This is a genomic window from Hyphomonas sp., assembly GCF_013823385.1.
Classification (GTDB): domain Bacteria; phylum Pseudomonadota; class Alphaproteobacteria; order Caulobacterales; family Hyphomonadaceae; genus Hyphomonas.
This window is the reverse complement of the sequence record NZ_PNMA01000004.1, coordinates 144,470-163,211: the sequence shown is the minus strand read 5'-3', so window position 1 is coordinate 163,211 and position 18,742 is coordinate 144,470. Positions and strand designations below refer to the sequence as shown.

The 18,742-nt window shown below is 64.1% G+C and carries 18 protein-coding genes; 6 read left to right on the top strand and 12 right to left on the bottom strand.

Translation table 11 applies throughout. The features are described from left to right. The first annotated feature begins 124 nt into the window (after positions 1-124). The 3 genes from C0456_RS04525 (at position 125) to C0456_RS04515 (ending at position 2,099) form a co-directional block, all read left to right on the top strand. Positions 125-1,444: a M23 family metallopeptidase gene (locus C0456_RS04525; protein WP_291048817.1), complete on the top strand. Its 1,320-nt coding sequence runs from the start codon at positions 125-127 to the stop codon at positions 1,442-1,444. A 63-nt stretch (positions 1,445-1,507) separates the two neighbouring features. Next, the gene (locus C0456_RS04520; RefSeq protein WP_291048815.1) at positions 1,508-1,798 is read left to right on the top strand and encodes a type II toxin-antitoxin system RelE/ParE family toxin; all 291 of its coding nucleotides are present in this window, start codon (positions 1,508-1,510) and stop codon (positions 1,796-1,798) included. 1 nt (position 1,799) lies between these two features. Beyond that, a complete protein-coding gene (locus C0456_RS04515) occupies positions 1,800-2,099 on the top strand; it encodes an addiction module antidote protein (protein ID WP_291048813.1) in 300 nt (99 codons plus the stop codon). Positions 2,100-2,170: 71 nt separating this feature from the next. Here C0456_RS04515 and clpB read toward each other — a convergent pair whose 3' ends face one another. Both clpB and C0456_RS04505 read right to left on the bottom strand, forming a co-directional pair. Then, positions 2,171-4,789, bottom strand: coding sequence for an ATP-dependent chaperone ClpB (gene clpB, locus C0456_RS04510; RefSeq protein WP_291048810.1), 2,619 nt, complete (start codon positions 4,787-4,789; stop codon positions 2,171-2,173). A 173-nt stretch (positions 4,790-4,962) separates the two neighbouring features. Continuing rightward, a complete protein-coding gene (locus tag C0456_RS04505) occupies positions 4,963-5,394 on the bottom strand; it encodes a MarR family winged helix-turn-helix transcriptional regulator (RefSeq protein ID WP_291048807.1) in 432 nt (143 codons plus the stop codon). A 118-nt stretch (positions 5,395-5,512) separates the two neighbouring features. Here C0456_RS04505 and C0456_RS04500 point away from each other — a divergent pair, with 118 nt between their 5' ends. After that, entirely contained in the window at positions 5,513-5,980 is a 468-nt protein-coding gene (locus C0456_RS04500) for a hypothetical protein (RefSeq protein ID WP_367179209.1), read from the top strand. A gap of 3 nt (positions 5,981-5,983) precedes the next feature. Here the strand turns inward: C0456_RS04500 and C0456_RS04495 are convergent, their stop codons facing one another. From C0456_RS04495 to C0456_RS04470, 6 genes are all read right to left on the bottom strand, one after another. Beyond that, on the bottom strand, positions 5,984-6,721 hold the full coding sequence (locus C0456_RS04495) for a DUF4167 domain-containing protein (protein WP_291048803.1): 738 nt from the start codon (positions 6,719-6,721) through the stop codon (positions 5,984-5,986). 220 nt (positions 6,722-6,941) lie between these two features. After that, positions 6,942-7,799, bottom strand: a complete 858-nt coding sequence (gene prmC, locus C0456_RS04490) for a peptide chain release factor N(5)-glutamine methyltransferase (protein WP_291048800.1) — start codon at positions 7,797-7,799, stop codon at positions 6,942-6,944. After that, positions 7,796-8,680: an aspartyl protease family protein gene (locus C0456_RS04485; protein WP_291048798.1), complete on the bottom strand. Its 885-nt coding sequence runs from the start codon at positions 8,678-8,680 to the stop codon at positions 7,796-7,798. The genes prmC and C0456_RS04485 overlap by 4 nt, the downstream gene beginning before the upstream one ends. Continuing rightward, positions 8,680-9,753 carry a peptide chain release factor 1 gene (prfA, locus tag C0456_RS04480; RefSeq protein WP_291048794.1) on the bottom strand — a complete coding sequence of 358 codons (1,074 nt, stop codon included), beginning with the start codon at positions 9,751-9,753 and terminating at the stop codon, positions 8,680-8,682. Before prfA ends, C0456_RS04485 begins: the two co-directional genes overlap by 1 nt. A 48-nt stretch (positions 9,754-9,801) precedes the next feature. Next, the gene (locus C0456_RS04475) at positions 9,802-10,233 is read right to left on the bottom strand and encodes an MAPEG family protein (protein ID WP_291048791.1); all 432 of its coding nucleotides are present in this window, start codon (positions 10,231-10,233) and stop codon (positions 9,802-9,804) included. A gap of 38 nt (positions 10,234-10,271) precedes the next feature. Beyond that, positions 10,272-11,498 (bottom strand): hypothetical protein, encoded by a 1,227-nt coding sequence (locus C0456_RS04470; protein ID WP_291048787.1) that lies wholly within the window; start codon positions 11,496-11,498, stop codon positions 10,272-10,274. A 167-nt stretch (positions 11,499-11,665) separates the two neighbouring features. On the opposite strand from C0456_RS04470, the gene C0456_RS04465 reads away from it, so the two are divergent. Both C0456_RS04465 and C0456_RS04460 read left to right on the top strand, forming a co-directional pair. Next, positions 11,666-12,268: a DUF1214 domain-containing protein gene (locus C0456_RS04465; protein WP_291048784.1), complete on the top strand. Its 603-nt coding sequence runs from the start codon at positions 11,666-11,668 to the stop codon at positions 12,266-12,268. Beyond that, positions 12,268-12,801 (top strand): DUF1254 domain-containing protein, encoded by a 534-nt coding sequence (locus C0456_RS04460; protein WP_291048782.1) that lies wholly within the window; start codon positions 12,268-12,270, stop codon positions 12,799-12,801. The genes C0456_RS04465 and C0456_RS04460 overlap by 1 nt, the downstream gene beginning before the upstream one ends. Positions 12,802-12,816: 15 nt before the next feature. Here the strand turns inward: C0456_RS04460 and ispG are convergent, their stop codons facing one another. The 4 genes from ispG to C0456_RS04440 form a co-directional block, all read right to left on the bottom strand. Next, positions 12,817-13,956 (bottom strand): flavodoxin-dependent (E)-4-hydroxy-3-methylbut-2-enyl-diphosphate synthase, encoded by a 1,140-nt coding sequence (ispG, locus tag C0456_RS04455; RefSeq protein WP_291048780.1) that lies wholly within the window; start codon positions 13,954-13,956, stop codon positions 12,817-12,819. 81 nt (positions 13,957-14,037) lie between these two features. Next, entirely contained in the window at positions 14,038-15,009 is a 972-nt protein-coding gene (locus tag C0456_RS04450; RefSeq protein WP_291048778.1) for a helix-turn-helix domain-containing protein, read from the bottom strand. Between the two features lie 99 nt (positions 15,010-15,108). Continuing rightward, entirely contained in the window at positions 15,109-17,343 is a 2,235-nt protein-coding gene (ptsP, locus tag C0456_RS04445; RefSeq protein WP_291048776.1) for a phosphoenolpyruvate--protein phosphotransferase, read from the bottom strand. Between the two features lie 57 nt (positions 17,344-17,400). Then, complete coding sequence (locus C0456_RS04440) at positions 17,401-18,648, bottom strand: aspartate kinase (RefSeq protein ID WP_291048772.1); 1,248 nt, start codon at positions 18,646-18,648, stop codon at positions 17,401-17,403. Positions 18,649-18,742 lie beyond the last annotated feature (94 nt).

Genomic DNA, 18,742 nt, shown 5'->3' with positions numbered 1-18,742 from the left:
GATTCTGGTCCCTTTCTTGCTTCCTGACTGCCAGACCTAGGCCCTTCGGCCCCTGGATGGGAGACACGGCATGAAACGGACGCGAAAGCCGCCTCGGATTCCTGTCGCCGTACGGCGCCTGGACATGACTTCCCGTACTGCCGAACGCATCGGCGGGGGCGCGGTCATTCTCATCATTCTGGCTTTGTTCCTGCTGGTGCGGGCTGAACCGGAAACGCTGAAACCGCTGAGCCTGCTGCAGATCAATGATTTGCGCGCCGAAGCGGGACAGACCGCCACCGTGACCCGCAATGGCACGGTGACCGCCAGCGTATCGGCCATGGATGTGCTCGAAGTGCTGGGCGCGAGCCCGGAGGATGCGACGGCTGCGGCCGTGGCGCTGCGCGAAGCCTCGCCGACGCGCGGCCAGCGCCTGCGCCCCGGCACGGCCCTTTCGGCCTGGTTTGAAACCGGGAAAGACGGCACCGAACGCCTCGCCGGCGTCAGCGCCAAGCTGAGCCCGAAGGCGACCCTGGTGGCCAGCCGCAGCAGCGATGGCCGGTTCAAGGCCAACCTCCTTTCCGCCCGCACCACGACGGCGCTGCACCGGGTTGCCGGACGCATCGACACGACCCTGGCGGATGCCATCATCGCCGGGGGCGGCACACGCCAGCATGCCGACATGTTTGCCGGCCTCTTCCCCGAAGACCCGGCGCTTGGCAAAGGCGGGCGCAAGGGCGAACGGTTTGACGCCGTGATCGAAGTTGTCACCGATGAGCGCGGCAATTTCCTCGAAGCGGGCGATCTTGTGTTTGCCGCCTTCAATGGCGCCAAGACGTCCGGCAGCTGGTACCGGTTCACGCCGGAAGATACCGGGCTGCCCGAATTCTTCAGCCGCAGCGGCATTGCCGGCGAAGAGTTCCTGCTGCGCGATCCTGTGCGCGGGGGCGAGATGAGTTCCGGCTTTGGCAACCGCATGCACCCGATTACCGGCGAAATGCTGCTGCATGCGGGGATCGATTTCCGCGCCCCTGTGGGCACGCCGATCCGCGCGGCAGGCTCTGGCCTTGTCACCGACATGCGCTATGGCGAAGGCTATGGCTGGTTCGTCCGTATACGGCATGAGCGCGGCTATGAGACCGTCTATGCGCATATGTCGGGCTTTGCCGAAAACCTCACCCCAGGGCGCACCGTGATGCGCGGCGATGTGATCGGCTATGTCGGCTCCACCGGCTCCAGCACCGGCGCGCACCTGCATTATGAAGTGCTGCGCAACGGCTTCTATGTGAACCCCGAGACCCTTGCGCTGCCGACGGGGCGCGATATTTCCGGCAACAAGGCCGTGTTCGCCGCCTTCGAGGCACATCGCGACGGGATCGACGCCTTCCGCAATGAAGCGGCCGGCGGCCAGCTTTTCGCCGCCACCACCAGCACCGCCCGGATGACAAACGCCCCGGCGCCTTAGAAATGTAATCTACAGACGACGGTATCCGTTGACGCCTGCCCGATTGTAATCTATAGATTACACATGATCGAAGTCCGTAAGACAGAGCGCTTTGCCGACTGGCTTGAGCGACTTCGCGATATCAATGCACGCGCGCGGATAGCCGCCCGTATCCGCCGCATGGAACTTGGTAATTTCGGTGATGCGGCATCGGTCGGCGACGGCGTCCACGAGATGCGCATTCACTATGGACCGGGTTACCGGGTCTATTTCATGCGGCAGGGCAATGAGGTCGTTATCCTTCTGTGCGGGGGAGACAAATCCTCTCAGGACCGGGACATTAAAAGCGCTAAGGATATGGCAAAGGAGCTCTGACATGGCACTGAAAACGACCAAGTTCGATATTCAGGATCATCTGAAGACGCCGGAAGATCGCGCCGCCTATCTCGAAGCCGCCTTCGAGGAAGGCGACGCTGAATTCATCATTCAGGCGCTCAATGACATTGCCCGCGCTATTGGCATGACAGAAGTTGCCAGAGCAGCGGGCGTTACCCGGGAGGGCCTTTATAAATCTCTCGGGCAGAACGGTGATCCCAAGCTGTCGACTCTTCTCCGGCTGATGAAGGCCCTGGACGTGAAACTCTCCGTTTCTCCGTCTACACACGAAGCTGTCTGATCGCTTTCCAAAAAAGTGCCGGAGCGCAGACTCCGGCACTCTTCCGTATATCAATCAAATCTCGGGTCCGATCAGTTCAACGCGGCCTTGCCCTTGGCGAAGGTGTTGGGGACGCCGTTGATGGAGAGGCCGTCGCCTTCGACGCTGACATGGATCGTCTCGCCGTCGAGGATGCGGCCTTCCAGCAAGAGCCGCGCGAGAGGGTCCTGCAGCTCTTTCTGGATCACGCGCTTCAAAGGCCGCGCGCCATAGACCGGATCATAGCCGCGCGCCGCCAGCCAGTTGCGGGCATCGAGGCTGAGGTCGAGCTTCATCTTGCGGTCCTTCAGAAGCCGCTCGAGGCGGCCCATCTGGATATCGACGATATGGTCGATCTCGCCGCGGCCGAGCCGCTTGAAGAAGACGATCTCGTCGATCCGGTTGATGAATTCCGGGCGGAAATGGCGGCGGATGGCGGCCATCACATGTTCGCGGGCGGCTTCTGACACCTCGCCCTCTTCCCCGCTTGCCAGCGCGTCGGCGCCGAGGTTTGAGGTCATGATGATGATCGTATTCTTGAAGTCCACCGTGCGGCCCTGGCCATCTGTGAGACGGCCATCATCAAGCACCTGCAGGAGCGTGTTGAAAAGGTCCGGATGGGCCTTTTCCACCTCGTCAAACAGGACGACCTGATACGGCCGGCGCCGGACAGCCTCTGTCAGCACGCCGCCTTCATCATAACCGACATAGCCGGGAGGCGCGCCGATCAATCTGGCCACGGAATGTTTCTCCGAGAACTCCGACATGTCGAGCCTGAGGATCGCCGTGTCATCATCGAACATGAATTCGGCGAGCGCCTTGGTCAGCTCTGTCTTGCCAACGCCCGTGGGGCCGACAAAGAGGAACGATCCGATGGGGCGATTGGGGTCCTGCAGCCCCGCGCGCGCCCGGCGCACGGCGTTGGAGACCGCCAGCAGCGCGTCTTCCTGGCCGACCACCCGCCCGCGCAGGGAATCTTCCATGCGCAGCAGCTTGTCGCGCTCGCCTTCCATCATCTTGTCAACCGGGATGCCGGTCCACTTCGAAACCACCCCGGCAATATGCTCTGGACGGACGACTTCGGAGACAAGGCCCCCTTCGGCGTCGCCCTTGGCTTCGACTTCAGCAATCAGTTTCTCAAGCTGCGGGATGGTCGAGAATTTGAGCTCGGAGGCGCGCGCCAGATCGCCCTGGCGCTGGGCCTCGGCCATGTCGGAAAAGGCCCGGTCGAGCTTTTCCTTGGCGGCGGCGGCGCCTTTCAGCTTGTCCTTCTCCGCGCTCCAGGCGGTGGTGATCTCGCTTGAGCGTGTCTCAAGGCCGGCAATCTCACCTTCCAGTGTTTTCAGCCGGTCCTGCGAGGCGGTGTCTTTTTCCTTCTTCAGGGCCTCAGCTTCGATCTTCAGCTGCAGCATCCGCCGGTCGATCTCGTCGAGTTCCTCGGGCTTGGAATCGACCTGCATGCGCAGGCGCGATCCGGCCTCGTCCATCAGGTCGATGGCTTTATCCGGCAGGAAACGATCCGTGATGTAGCGGTTCGACAGCGTGGCGGCCGCGACAATTGCCGCGTCCGAAATCCGCACGCCGTGGTGGGCCTCATAGCGGGCCTTCAGACCCCGGAGGATCGAGATCGTGTCTTCCACCGTCGGCTCATCGACAAACACGGCCATGAATCGGCGGGCAAGCGCCGCGTCGCCTTCAACATATTTGCGGTATTCATCCAGCGTCGTGGCGCCGATACAGTGCAGCTCGCCGCGCGCCAGCGCAGGCTTGAGCAGGTTGGACGCATCCATCGCGCCTTCGGATTTTCCGGCGCCGACGAGGGTGTGCATCTCGTCGATGAAGAGAATGATGCCGCCTTCCGCCTGCTGAACTTCGTTCAGCACAGCTTTCAGGCGTTCCTCGAACTCACCGCGGAATTTGGCGCCGGCGATCAGCGCGCCCATGTCGAGCGCGAGGAGTTTCTTGTCTTTCAGGCTTTCGGGCACGTCACCATTGACGATGCGCAGGGCGAGGCCTTCGGCGATGGCCGTCTTGCCGACGCCCGGCTCACCGATCAGGACGGGGTTGTTCTTCGAGCGGCGCGAGAGCACCTGGATCGCGCGGCGGATTTCCTCGTCACGCCCGATCACCGGGTCAAGCTTGCCTTCGCGGGCATCCTTGGTCAGGTCGCGGGCATATTTCTTCAGCGCCTCATAGCCTTCTTCCGCATTCTGACTGTCAGCGGTGCGGCCCTGGCGCAGTTGGGCGATGGCGCCTTCCAGCGTCTTGGGCGTTACGCCGGCATTCTTCAGGACTTCGGCGGCCGGATCCCCGGCAAGGCCCGCGATGGCGAGCAGCAGGCGTTCGGCAGTGACGAACGCATCACCGGCTTTCTTGGCGCCCGCTTCGGCATCCTGGAAGAGTTTCGCGCCCGATTGCTCAAGGCGCAGACCCCCTGCCCCGGCGCCGGAAACCTTCGGCAGTTTGCCGAGCGCCGCGTCAACGCCCTGCACGGCCAGCTCTGGCCGCCCACCGGCAGCGCGGATGAGGTTCACCGCCAGCTGGTCGCGGTCTTCCAGCAGCGTCTTGAGGATATGCGCCGGGGTCAGCACCTGATGGCCGGAAGCCAGCGCAGAGGTTTGGGCGCCCTGGATGATGGCGCGGGCACGTTCGGTATATTGGTCAAGGTTCATGGGTTCATCCCCTTCTGGAGGCAGATTTACAATTCCTGTCAGGCCCCGCTCAGCGGCAGCCGTCTCGTTGAAGCCGATGTGGGAATGAAGGGCGAAAGCTGCAAGCACTTGCCGCGCAAAACGAAACGCCCCGCTGGGGGGCGGGGCGTCGCAGTAGAATTACCTAGGCGGCTTCACCGCTGGCGCATCGTATTGATGACGATGTTCAGCGAGGACAGGAAAGCGCTGGCGGCTTTTTCATCAAGCCCTTCCAGCGCCTTCCGATTGAGCTGTGAAGCAGCTTTCTTGGCGGGTGCTTCCAGATTGCGCGCACGCTCCGTCAGCCAGATAAGGCGGGCGCGGCTATCCTCCGGGTGCGGGGTCCGGTGGATCAGGCCGTCGCGCTCCATGCGGCTCAGCGTATTGGCAAGTGTCGCCTGCTCGACATCCAGCCGCGAAACCAGGTCCGCCTGGGTCAGGCCATCGCGCTCCCAGAGTTCCAGCAGCGCCATGAACTGCGCAGGCGCAAGTCCCAGAGGCGCAATCTCCGCCGCCAACCCATTGGCGAACAGACGGGCAAGATGGTTCACCAGAAAACCGGCCGATTTTGTTTTTTCAAATGCCATGCGCTGCTGCCTAAAGAAATATAGCTTGCTGTCAATTTAAACATAGCATACTATGTATATGTCAACGAGCACGAAAGGCGCGGCAATGACACCCTCCCCTCAGACCACATCTCCGGGCATCCGCCAGAAACTTCACCCCATCGCCGGGGGCGCGGCCCTGCTCATCATTTCGCTTTTCTGGATCTCGACGGCGGTTTCAGAACTATCGGGGTCCGGCGCGCTGATCCGCGCCGTCAAGATGGCTGTGCCGTGGGGGTTTCTGCTGCTGGTGCCCGCCCTCCTGCTGACGGGCGCCAGTGGCGCAGCGCTGGCCAAAGGCCGTCAGGGAAAGCTGATCTCGGCCAAGCAGAAACGCATGCCGGTCATCGCCGCAAACGGCGTTCTCGTGCTGGTTCCTGCCGCGCTGTTCCTGGCGGCCAGGGCTGAAGCTGGAAAGATCGATACCGTATTCTATGCCGTGCAGGCCCTGGAACTGGTGGCCGGCGCGGTGAACATCTGGCTGCTCACGCTCAACATGCGCGATGGTCTGAAAATGACGGCCCGCAGGCGGCAGGCCCGTAAGGAACGGGCCTCTCCGTCCTGCTGACACTCAGTCCGTCGTCTCGGTGGGGGCGCCTTCTTCCACCGCCGGGCGGCGGCGGCCGCGCGACAGGGTTTTCATCACGCCGTCGGTTTCGGAGACGACCTCAGGGGCGTCGCCTTCTTCCTTCAGGCGCGGGGCGCGCTCTTCGCGGGCCTTGTACGGCTTGCGGCGGCCTTGCGTGCGGGGGCCACGGTCTGCGCGGTCCCGCTCCGCCGGGGCGGCCTCTTCGGCAGCGGCGGCTTCCTCGCCCTGATCAGAGGACGTGTCGTCTGCCTCGTCATCGGTGTCGATCACGCGCAGCGAATCGGCGCGATCACCTTCATCCTCATGACGGGGATGGGTGGAGGTGACAACGACGGCCTCACCGGCATCTTCTTCACCGCCATCAGCGCCTTCAGAGGACTGGTTGCCGCGATAGTCCCGGTCCCCATTCGGGCGATTGTCGCGATCATCGCGCCGGTCGCCCCGGTTCTGGTGGGGTTGCTGCTGCTGGTTGCGCGCTTCGAGCTGCTTGGCGACGATGCGCTGATAATGCTCGGCGAACTGGAAATAGGCCTCGGAGAGAATGCGGTCGCCGCTGGTCTGCGCGTCACGGGCATATTGGAGATATTTCTCCAGGACCTGCTGAGCGGAACCGCGGATTTTCACGTCCGGACCGACACTTTCATAGTGGCGGTTGGGATTGTTGAAAGCATTCTGCGGATTGCCGCCTGAGCGTCTGTTGCGCCCGCGTGAGCGTTTCATTCGGGATATCCTGTTTCAAAGTGTGCCTAAAATTGCCGGCAAGCAGTTGTCAGAACCGTCAGCTTCTGCGTGCAGGTGGGGCCTGAGTATCGACGCTGCCGTTTCAACCGATCCCTGGCGGGAGCTTGCATCTGCACCCGCAGGAAATTGCGGGCGGCCCCTCACCGAACCCTTATGTAACGTGGAATGCGGGGTCCGCCAAGGGAAAATGTAAGCAGATTTAACGGGGTCTGCAGCCGGCCACCCAGCGGTCATTGCCGCCGAGATCCTGTCCAGAGGCAAGACTTTCAAAGCCCGCCCGCGTCATCAGGTGCAAGGCAGCTTCCTTTTGGTCATGGCCGATCTCCAGAACGAGCCAGGCGCCAGGCTTCATCGCCCCTCCGGCGAGGGAAATGATCTCGCGATAGGCGTCCAGCCCGTCGGCGCCGCCATCCAGCGCGCTCACCGGGTCATGGTGGCGCACTTCAGCTTCCAGCGCCGGGATCACGGCCGAGGCAATATAGGGCGGGTTGGAAATGATGAGGTCCGCCGTGGTCCATCCCTGCCAGCCGGTCCAGCTGCCCAGGAAGATGTCTGCGCGGCCGGAAAGGCCGAGCGCCTGGAGGTTTTCGCGGGCGAGGTCTGCCGCCGCCGGGCTGGCCTCCACCCCTTCCCCGCGCGCCAGCGGCCGCTGGACGAGAAGCGCCGCGAGAAGGCACCCTGTTCCGGTGCCGAGGTCTGCCAACCGGAGCGGCTGGTCTTTCGGCAGCCGGTCGAGCGCGGCCTCAACGACGCATTCACTGTCCGGACGCGGAATGAGGGCGCGGGCATCGGTGCGGATGTCGAGGCCGTAAAAGCTTGTGGTGCCAATGATGTGCTGGAGCGGTTCGCGCAGAACGCGGCGCGCCACAGCAGCCAGGAATTCTTCCTCGACACGTTTGGGCACCGGCGCATTGCCCGCCGAAATCAGCGCCGCGCGGGTATCGCCAAAGGCATGAAGCATCAGCAGCATGGCGTTCTGGCCGGGTTCGCTGATCCCGGCCTGGGCAAACCGGCGGGCCGCCTCCCGGATCAGCGCGTCATAGGTGGGCGGCGTCACGCATGCGGCTCCAGCCAGATGCGGTTGCCTTCATAATCCACGACAATGTGGAAATTGCGCAGCACCGAGACGCCGATATTGGCATCGGCCCCTTTCTCATGAGGGGAGACCGCCGCCGTCACATCCTTCAGTGTCAACCCACCAATCTCGAGCGTCTCGATACGGACGAGCGTGCGCTCCACATCTCCGCCGATGCCACCGCCCATCTTGGTACCGAGTATGTTCTCCGGCGCCAGCAATCCGGCGCGCTCGGCAAAGGACCGGCTGAGCAGAACTTCATTGCCATTGCCCAGATCAAAATCGGCAAGCACGGCAACCCCGTTGACCGACGCGCTGAGCTGCTTGATGCCGTGGGCATCCTGCAGCGGCAGGGGATCAGAAGCGGGCACGGCGTCCGGGCCGATCTCAGCGATCTGGGCCGCCTCGATATCTATCGCGTAAATACCCGCATCGAAAAACTCCCGGCCGAGCACGACCGTCAGCGGCGCGCCGACGACGCGCTGCGAAATATCCGTCAGGTCAAGGATTGCCACCATCCGGTCCTGCAGCGTTTTACCGGCAGCCTTCAGCGTCACGCCTTCGGCAAACTGAACGCTTTGCGTGCCTGCGCCCGTGCCCCGGGCCTCCTCCTCGCCAAAGGCGGCAAGGCCCGCGGTGGTGGCAAAGGCGGTGTCCACCAATGTCATCTCCGCGCCCGAATCCAGCAGCGCGTCCGTAGCAATGCCCTGAACCTCCACGGGCAGGAAAATCCGGTTGCCCACCACACGCAGGCTGGCCGGCGCCGTGGCCTGAGCGGTTATGGCGGGCGCTGCCTCAGGCGTGCTGGCGCAGGCGGCAACACCTGCCATGAGGGCCACGAGCCATCCAAGGCGTACAGACATCAATTTGCCTCCAAGGCCGCCAGGCGGCGCGACTGATCTTCCGTGATCAGAGCTTCGATCACATCGCCGAGTTTGTCGCCCGCGATGATCCGGTCAAGGGAATAGAGCGTCAGGCCGATGCGATGATCGGTGACGCGGTTTTCCGGATAGTTGTAGGTGCGCACCTTCTGGCTGCGGTCGCCTGAGCCGACCTGGCTGGCGCGCGCTTCAGAGCGGGCGGCATCCTTCTCGGCGCGCTCGCGCTCATAGAGGCGGATCTTCAGCTGTTCCATCGCCTTTTCGCGGTTGACGTGCTGGGACTTCTCCGAGCTCGTCACGACAATATTGGTCGCAAGGTGGGTGATGCGCACGGCCGAGTCGGTCTTGTTGACGTGCTGGCCGCCCGCGCCCGAAGCGCGCATCGTATCGATACGGATGTCTTCCGGGCGCACCTCGATCTCGATGTTTTCCGGAGCCGGAAGAATGGCGACGGTGGCTGCCGACGTATGGATGCGGCCCTGCGTTTCGGTGGCGGGCACGCGCTGGACACGGTGAACGCCGCTTTCCCATTTCATCCGCCCGAACACGCCGTCACCCGATACGTTCGCGATGATTTCCTTGTAGCCGCCCGCGTCTCCCGGCGAAGCGTCCACAATCTCGACCTTCCAGCCCATGAGCTGGGCAAAACGGGTATACATGCGGAAGAGATCGCCGGCGAACAGGGCCGCCTCGTCCCCGCCCGTGCCCGCGCGCACCTCCAGCACGATGTCGGCCTTGTCATCGACATCCTTGGGCAGGAGCAGGATCTGCATTTCCTGCTCGAGCGCGGGCAAGCGCTCACGCAGATCCTCGATCTCCATCTCGGCCAGTTCGGCCATTTCCCTGTCGCCGGAGGCGAGCATCGCTTCGGCTTCGGAGAGGCCCTTGCGGGCCGACATCAGGTCGCGCGCCTTCTCGACCACCGGGCGAAGCTCGGCGTGTTCCTTGGAAAGGGTGATGATCTCCGAGGAGTCGGAGGTTGCGCCCATCCGGGCCTCAACCTCCTCGAACCGGTCGATCACCTGCTGAAGGCGCATCTGGGACAGGGCTGACATGCCCGCCCTTTAATCCGCTTTCCGGCGGCATGGAAGCCCGCGCGGCTGTCAGGCGAAGATGCGCAGGGCTTCCTTCCCCGCCAGGAAGAACAGGCAGAAGGTGCCCGCCGTGAACACCAGGAAGCGCAGCGCCACCGAGCCGATCACGATCTGCACGAAGGAATGCACCACCCGCAGTGCCACATAGGCCCAGGCGACCAGGGTGGAGAGGTTGTCCCCGCCCCCGGTGAGCGCGGCGAAGAACATGAGGGCGTAGAAGATCGTCGGCTGCTCGTGCAGGTGGTTGTAATTGTCCGCTGCCGAGCGGACATGCGGGGGCAGCTTTTCCGAATAGGTGCCCGGATGGCGCGCGTCATCCGGCTTGATGCCCGCCTTGCTGAAGGCCGGCAGGCGCAGGGCATACATCCAGATCCACATCACGCAGGTCCAGATAACCAGCGCCAGAACCGGTTTCAGGAATTCGATTTCAGGTATTGCCATTGTTGTTGCCTCCCACAGCTTTGTTATTGCCGGAGAGCTTAGGGCGCTGTCACCTGGCTTGGCAACTGAGCTGTTTTCTGCAGATGCGCCTTCAGGAAGCCGAGGAAGGCTTCAATGTCATCGTCCACGATGCTGTGGCCGCCGGGGCGCAGGAAGAAGGCAATGTCGGCCGCCGGATCGAAATGGGACATGTCGTCCTTCAGGCCCGTCTCGCCATAGGCGCGCCAGACAGCGCTGGCGGCATAGGCGGCGCGGTAGCTGGAATTGGGATCGGCCCAGACATCCCGGCGGGCATTGCCGAGGAACAGCGGACGCGGCGCAATCAGCGCCAGCAGGTGATGCTGGTCGAAGGGCAGCGTGGCGGGGTCTGCTGCATAGTCCGCCGCTGTGGGGGCCAGCCAGTGAGGATAGGACTTCACCATCCGGTCGAGCCGTTCCCCCGACGGCGAGCGGGAGAGCGCGGCGCCGCCAAAGCCTGACTGGTGGGCAATCACAGCGTCCACGCGCGGGTCCCAGGCAGCCGCCAGAAGCGCGGCCTTGCCATGGCGGGAATGGCCGAGAATGGCCGTGCGGTTGGTGTCGATCCGCTCATCGGCCTCCAGCGCCGTGATCACGGCGGAATAGGCATAGGCCCAGGCCATCAGCGTGCTGCCGGGATTGGGATTGCCGCCAAGGGCCTCAATCGCCGGGCCGGCTTCGTCCTTGTCATCAGGCACGAAATCGCTGGCATGGAAGCTGGCATAGGCAAAGCCGGCATCGAAATAGAGATCGATCGGGGCCTCGGCGATATATTCCCCGAACACGGCGGAAATGATCATGCTGGCGAGCTTGCCGAAATCCCGCACGGTGCAGGCGTCCCCATCCATGCTGGTGACGGGCTGCTCGGGAAAGGTGGCGCAGTTGGAGCCAAAGGTCTGCGCGATCACGACGGGCACATGCGCGGCGCCCGCGGGGAACGCTGCCACGAGCTGGAAGGTGCGCGCGCCGGGGCCTGCGCCGATGGTGATATCGAGTTCTTCCAGCGTGCCGCGGCCGTCCAGATAGTCCGGAACGATCACCCGCCAGTCGCCGAAGCTGACCGGCAGGTTTTCCGGCCAGGCGCCATAGAGGGTGTCCTGCAGCAGCCCCTTCAGGCGGGCACGCTCGGCCGGATCGGAAACCAGCGCGGGAACATCGATCTGCGGGGCGGCCGCCGGCTTGTTGGCCGTATCCAGGCTCGCATAGTTCAGGCCCAGCATGGTGCAGCTGGACCCGACAAGGAGCATCAACCCTGCCAGAAGGCTGAGGCCAATCCAGCGCAAAACTCTCAACACCATAAACAAACCTGGAAAGATGCCCGCTACCGGAGTGTTGCTAGCGCATTGCAGGGGCGCCTCCCAGCCCCCTTCTGTTTTCCCCTTGCGGCCAGCTGCAGTCACGATAGCGTTACGGCATGCGGATGGTGGTTCTACTGATCGGCGGTGTGCTGGGCCTGGCGGCGGGGGCGGTGACGGCCCTGTTTGCGGCAGGCATGTTCGGCGCGGGCGCGGGTTTCAGCGATGAGATCAATGTCGATGGCTGGAAAAGCGACTGGACCATCGGGTCGGCGGCGGCCAATCCCTGGACGCGGGCGCGGGTTGCCCGCCACGGCCTCCTGGCCCTCACCAAGGAAGAAGCGGTCTATTTCACCACAGGCGTGGACGCAGATGGCAGGCGCCTCTCCGAAGACTGCAGCTATGAAGTCAGCGGCGGCGACATGCCCGGCCTCTGGTGGTCGGTGACCCTCTATGACGCGGGCAGCTACCTGCCGCTCAACAAGGACAACGCCCTCTCTTTCGACAAGACCAAGGCGGCCGCCTCCGGCGACGGCGGCGCCTGGGCTTTCACCATCGCGGCCGGCGGGCCAGAGACCGGGAACTGGGTGTCCAGCCAGAACGCCGGCGTGTTTGACCTCACCTTGCGCATCTACAAGCCCACGCCGGAGCTGATTGCAAATCCGGAAGACGTGCTGCCCGCGCCGGTGATCAAACGCCTTTCCTGTGGAGGGGCCGCCTGATGCGTGGCTTCATTACCGGGCTTGCCGCCTTTGCCGTGACCTTCCTGATTGCGCATTTCGGGGTGCTGACCGCCCTGCCGGGCAAGATCATGTCAACGGTCCGGGAACGGATGGCCGAGCGGGGCCTGCCGGTGCATGCCTGGGCGATGAGCCCGCGCGTTACGCCGGAAACCCAGACCGTGGTGCGCCCCTCCCCCGATCTGGCCTATGCCATCTGCCTGATCGACGTGTCGAAGGGGCCGGTGGAGCTGACCGTGCCGGCCTGGCCGGATTATGGCTCGCTGTCGATCTTTGAGGCGGATACGGACAATGTCTATGCCGGCTCGCTCGACGCGCGGGCCGACGGCACGCCGGCCATCCGCCGGGTGATCGTCGCGCTGGAGGGGCAGGATCTCTACCAATATGGCGAGGCCGAGCAGGTGATCCTGAAAAAGCCCGAAGCGCTCGCCCTGATCCGGCGGCTCGCGCCGTCGCAGGCCGCCTATGAAGCCGCCGCTGGGCTGATCCTGGCGAGCCGCTGCGCGCCGCTCTGATCTGACCTTTAGTGTTTATTCAGCCGGCACTTCTGCCGTTTCAGCCTCGCGCTGGGCTCTCAGGCGCGCGGCCTTTTCCTCGACCAGCCTGACGATATGCTCCACCATGTCGGCGTTCGAGACATTATGGTCTGCCCGTCCGTTGACGAACATCTTGCCGCTTTCCTTGCCGCCGCCAGTGAAGCCAAGATCGGTCAGCGCCGCCTCGCCGGGACCATTGACCACGCAGCCGATGATCGACAGCGAGATGGGCTCCGAGATATGCGCAAGGCGCTTTTCCAGCGTCTCTACCGTGCGGATCACGTCAAAGCCCTGCCGCGCGCAGCTCGGGCAGGCCACGATGTTGACCCCCCGCGTGCGCAGGCCGAGGGATTTCAGCATTTCGAAGCCGACCTTCACCTCTTCCTCCGGCTCTGCCGAGAGGGAAACGCGGATCGTGTCGCCGATACCGGCCCAGAGCAGCGCGCCCATGCCGATGGAGGATTTGACCGTACCCGTACGAAGCCCGCCGGCCTCGGTGATGCCCAGATGCAGCGGCGCATCGGTGGCTTCGGCGAGGGCCTGATAGGCGGCCACCGTCAGGAACATGTCCGACGCCTTCACCGAGATCTTGTAATCATGGAAGCCGAGATCATCGAGAATGCGGGCATGATCGAGCGCGCTTTCCACCATCGCGTCCGGGCAAGGCTCGCCATACTTTTCCAGGAGGTGGCGCTCGAGGCTGCCGCCATTGACGCCGATGCGGATCGAGCAGCCATTGGCGCGCGCGGCGGCGACGACTTCCTTCACCCGCGCGGGCGAGCCGATATTGCCGGGATTGATCCGCAGGCAGGCAGCGCCGGCGTCAGCCGCCTCGATGCCGCGTTTGTAATGGAAATGGATATCCGCCACGAGCGGCACGGGGCTCGCCTTGACGATCTCGTACATGGCCTTGGTCGACTCTTCGGTCGGGCAGGACACGCGCACAATGTCGGCGCCTGCCTCAGCGCAGCGCAGGATCTGCGCGATTGTGGCGGCGGCGTCCTCGGTCGGCGTGTTGGTCATGGTCTGGACGGCAATGGGCGCGTCGCCGCCGACCAGCACATTTCCCAGCCGCACCTGACGGGACTTGCGGCGCTCGATATTGCGCCAGGGACGGATCGGATTGTGGCTCATGGGGCGTCTCGCACGGGCTGGGCCTCATCGGCAGATGAGGTCAGGCCAGATGTGGCGCCTGGAAGGCGCCCCGTAAAGGCCTCACGGTGTCGCCTTGCCGCTCTCGGTGGCCGCCACTTCCGGCGGCGCCAGGAGTTCAGCGGCCCGCGGCAGCTGTTCGTCGACCGCCAGAGAGAAGACCTGCGCGCCCTCCGGCCCGACGGTTCCGACCACCATATCGCCGACACGCCACTCGAAATCGCCGCCATTGCGGGCCGATACGGTCCAGCCGGCATTCAGGCGCGGGAAGAAGGTTTCGCCCTGCGCCAGCGTGCGGCTGAGGAAGATGGTGCCATCGGCGCCGCGCACTTCCAGCCAGCCCTGGCGGACGGCCACGATCGCCAGCGGCAGATCGACCGCCGGGCGGGTTTCGGTGCGCACATTGTCAAACAGGCTGTCGCGCGCGCCGGAAACGGCCACGGGCGCCTCGCTGAGGGGTTCTTCCGGCGCGTTGTTCATCATCACCATGGCGGTGACGCCGGCAGCGATGACAGCGCCGAGCATCGCGGCGCCGGCGACGATCAGGGGCCATTTGGTGCGCTGTTTCTGGATCTGGCCGATCTTGGGCACCGGGGCTGCGGTTTTCACCTCATCCAGGCCGCCACATTCGCGGGTGTAGCGCTGCACCACTTCCTGCTCGGGCAGGCCCAGATAGCGCGCATAAGTCAGCAGATAGGCCTTCAGATAGCCCGGCGCGATGGACTGAACTTCCATCCGCTCGATCCCCATCAGGAAATTCTCGCGGATGCGGGTTTCCTTGGCGATCTCCGTCAGCTGGTAGCCGAGCGCTTCGCGCACGCGGCGCAGCACCTGCCCCATACGAAGGGCTTCGCCTTCATATTCGGCGGTGCGGAAAATCTCCTCGGCCCGGACACGGCCTTCGCGCACTTCCAGCTCCCGCGCGGCGCGCGGGGAGATGGGCGTAACATTCGAACGGTCCGTTCCGTTTTCAGTCACAGTTGCTTCGGACTTCTGTCCGTCCTCTACCGGTTCAGGCGTCATGATGTGTGCCATATTCTACCAGTCTCTTCGACCGCTGCCATATGGGTGTCAAATTTGGCAAAAAACGGTCCAGGCCAAGAAAAATCCGCCATCATCCCGTCATAACCGGCTTCAGGCGTCCGGTATATCTGCCCCATGCTCCAGTGCTATCCTTAACACTTGGTTACGGAACGCTCCGTTCGGTTCATTCAGCGCCTGATCCAGGCCGCGCCGGAACCCTGCCAGATCAATGGAGCGGAGGGCCTGTTTGACCGGGCCGATGGAGGAGGCCGACATCGACAGGCTGGTATAGCCGAAGGCGGCAAAGCAGAAGGCCGCGAGCGGGGTGGCGGTCGCCTCACCGCACACCGACAGCCGGATACCGGCCGTCTGGCAGGTCTCCGCCACCATCCGCAGGAAGCGCAGCGCCGACGGGCTGATCAGGGCGTACCGGTCTGACACAGACGGCGTCATCCGGTCAGCCGCGAAGAAGAACTGCAGGAGATCGTTGGTGCCCACCGACAGGAAATCGACCTCGCCGGCCAGATCCGGCAGGGCAAACGCCAGGGCGGGGGTTTCCAGCATCACCCCGATTTCCAGCTTCGAGGGCTTCCGGCCGGTCCGCTTCAGCGTCCAGACCACCTCTTCCTCCAGCAGGGCGCGCGCCTCGCGGAACTCCTCCGGCGTGGTGACCATCGGGAACATGACCGTCAGCGCCCCCTCCCCCGCTGCGCGGACAAGCGCGCGCAGCTGGCGGCGGAAAAGCCCCTTGTGATCGAGGGCAAAGCGGATCGACCGCCAGCCGAGCGCCGGGTTTTCCTCGCGCAGCTGGTTGAGGATCGGCAGCACCTTGTCGCCGCCAAGGTCCAGCGTGCGGAAGATGACGGGCCGTCCGCCGGCCCGGTCCAGCACGCGGCGGTAGAGCGCAATCTGGTCTTCCAGGCGCGGCAGGGTTTCGGAGACAAGGAACTGGAACTCGGTGCGGAAGAGGCCCACCCCGTCGGCCCCGGCCTGATCCATCATGTCGAGATCAAGATCGAGACCGGCGTTCAGCATCAGCGAGACGGTCTTGCCGTCTTTCGTCTCCGCTGGCAGGCCGCGCAGGCTGGCATAGATGGCCTGACGCTCCGAACGCAGCGCCACGCGGGACTTGTAGGCGTCATAGACCGCATCATCCGGGCGGATATGGGCCTGCCCCTGCTCGGCATCGACGATCACATAATCGCCCTGCTCGATCAGCGTGGTGAGACCCTCAATGCCGCCGATGGCGGGAATGGAGAGCGCGCGGGCCACGATGGCGGCATGGGATGAGGCGGCGGCCTCTTCCATCAGGATGCCCTTGAGGCCGAGCTTGGCATATTCCAGCAGCTCTGCCGGGCCGAGGCGCCGGGCCACGAGCACGCTGCTCTCGCTTGTGATCTGGGGCTTGTTCTCATCCCCGCCGAGGATACGCAGCAGGCGGTTGTCGAGGTCTTCCAGGTCGTGCAGCCGCTCGCGCAGATAGGGATCACGTGCGGCTTGCATCTTCGCGCGGTGTTCGCGGCGGGCCCGGTCAACCGAAGCTTCTGCCGAAAGGCCCGAACGGACGCCCTCCTGCAGCTTTTCAGCCCAGGAAGTGTCATGCGCCAGGAGGCGGTAGGCCTCCATCACATCGCGCGGATCTTCGCCCAGCGCGGCGCCGTCGATCAACATCATCCGGTCAATGCTGGCGCGCAGATCCTTGAGGCCCTGCTCCAGCCGGAGGGCTTCCTCCTTCTGATCCGCCGCAAAGAAACGGGCGGCCGGCACGACCGGATCGTGCAGCACGGCGCGGCCATAGCCGAGGCCTTCGCAGAAGATGCGCCCGCGCAGATTGCCGCCATTCTGCCCGCGCGCCCGGCGGTCTGGCTGGGCGCTGAGCTGGTCTTCACTGATCCTGTGGACAATCTCGGCCAGCACCATGGCGATGGTCTGGAGGGTTTCGACCTCCTCATCCCGGTAGGACCGCTCGGTGCGGTTCTGGACGACAAGCACGCCGATCACCCCGCCGGTGCGCAGGATCGGCACGCCTAGGAAGGCGTGGAAAGGGTCTTCCCCCGTTTCCGGGCGGTAGGAGAAGGCCGGATGGCGCGGCGCGTCTTCGATGGCGATCGGCTCGGCCGTGCGGGCAACATAGCCGACAAGGCCCTCGGTCGAGCCCATGCGCGTCTTGTTGACGGCTTCGGGCTTCAGACCTTCGGTGGCGATCAGCAGCAGGGTGCCATCGGCCTCCCGGTGGTAGATCGAGCACACATCGGCGACCATGGTGGACGCAATCAGATGCACAACCTGATCGAGGCGCGAACGGGTCTCGCCATCCTCCGCCATAACCTGGCGAAGGCTGTTCATCAGAACTCGGGTGGCCGGCAGGTTATACGGCATGTTCCCCCGGTCTACGGTGACCCGTCAGTCTGCGTCCAGCCCGAATGCTGTATGAAGTGCCCGGACCGCCAGCTCTGTATAGGGCGCCGCGATCAGAACGGAAATCTTGATTTCGGAGGTCGCGATGACATCAATGTTGATGCCTTTCTCCGACAGGGCAGTGAACATCTTTTCGGCAACCCCGGTATGGCTCTTCATGCCAACGCCGATGATCGAGATTTTCGACACGTCGCGGGCAACCTCGATCCGCTCATAGCCGACTTCGGCCTGGAGCTTCTCCAGCGTCTCGCGCGCAAACGGGCTGTCGCGGTCGGTGCAGGTGAAGACGAGGTTTGCCTTGGAGGCTTCGCGGGAAGACGCCTGGACGATCATGTCCACGTTCACACCGGCGCGGGCGAGCGCAGAGAAGATCTTGGCCGAGGAGCCCGGCTTGTCGGGCACGCCGTAAAGGGTGACCTTGGCCTCGTCCCGGGAATAGGCAACGCCGCTGACGACCTGTTTTTCCACGATCTCTTCCTCTGAGCAGACGAGGGTGCCGGGGCTCTCCTCGCCGGGTTTCACAAAACTGGACAGCACGCGCACCGGCACGCCATGGTTCATGGCGAGCTCAACCGAGCGCGTCTGAAGCACTTTGGCGCCAAGCGAAGCCATTTCGAGCATTTCCTCATAGGAAATCTTGTCGATGCGCTGGGCCTTCGGAACGATGCGGGGATCGGTGGTGTAGACCCCGTCCACATCGGTATAGATGTCACAGACCTGCGCGCCGAGGGCGGCGGCGACGGCCACGGCGCTGGTGTCAGACCCGCCCCGGCCAAGCGTGGTGACGCGGAATTCGTCAGTCACGCCCTGGAAGCCGGCGACCACGGCAATCTCGCCGCTGTCGATGGAATCGGGCAGCGAGCTGTCGTCAAAGCCCATGATCCGGGCGCGGCCATGGCTGTTATCGGTCTTGAGGCGCAGCTGCCAGCCGAGCCAGGAGCGGGCTTTCAGCCCCCGGCGGCGCAGTGCCAGCGCGAGGAGGCCAGCGGTGACCTGCTCGCCGGAGGCGACGACCACGTCATACTCATCGTCGTAAAGATGACGCGGCAGTTCCTTGCCGGCAGCGCCGTCTGCCAGGGCGACGAGCTTGTTGGTCTCGCCCGACATGGCCGAGACGATGACAGCCATCTTCTCGCCTTTCGCCGCCCGGGCGGCTACGATCTCCGCCACATTGGCAATACGGTCGAGATCGCCGACCGAGGTGCCGCCGAATTTGAGTACTGTCCGCGCCATTTCGCCCCAAATACCTTCTGGCCCCTTGAGGCCCGCTCATTTATCGGCCCCTCTAGAAGAAAGTTCGGCCGGGATCAAACAGGATTGCTAAACA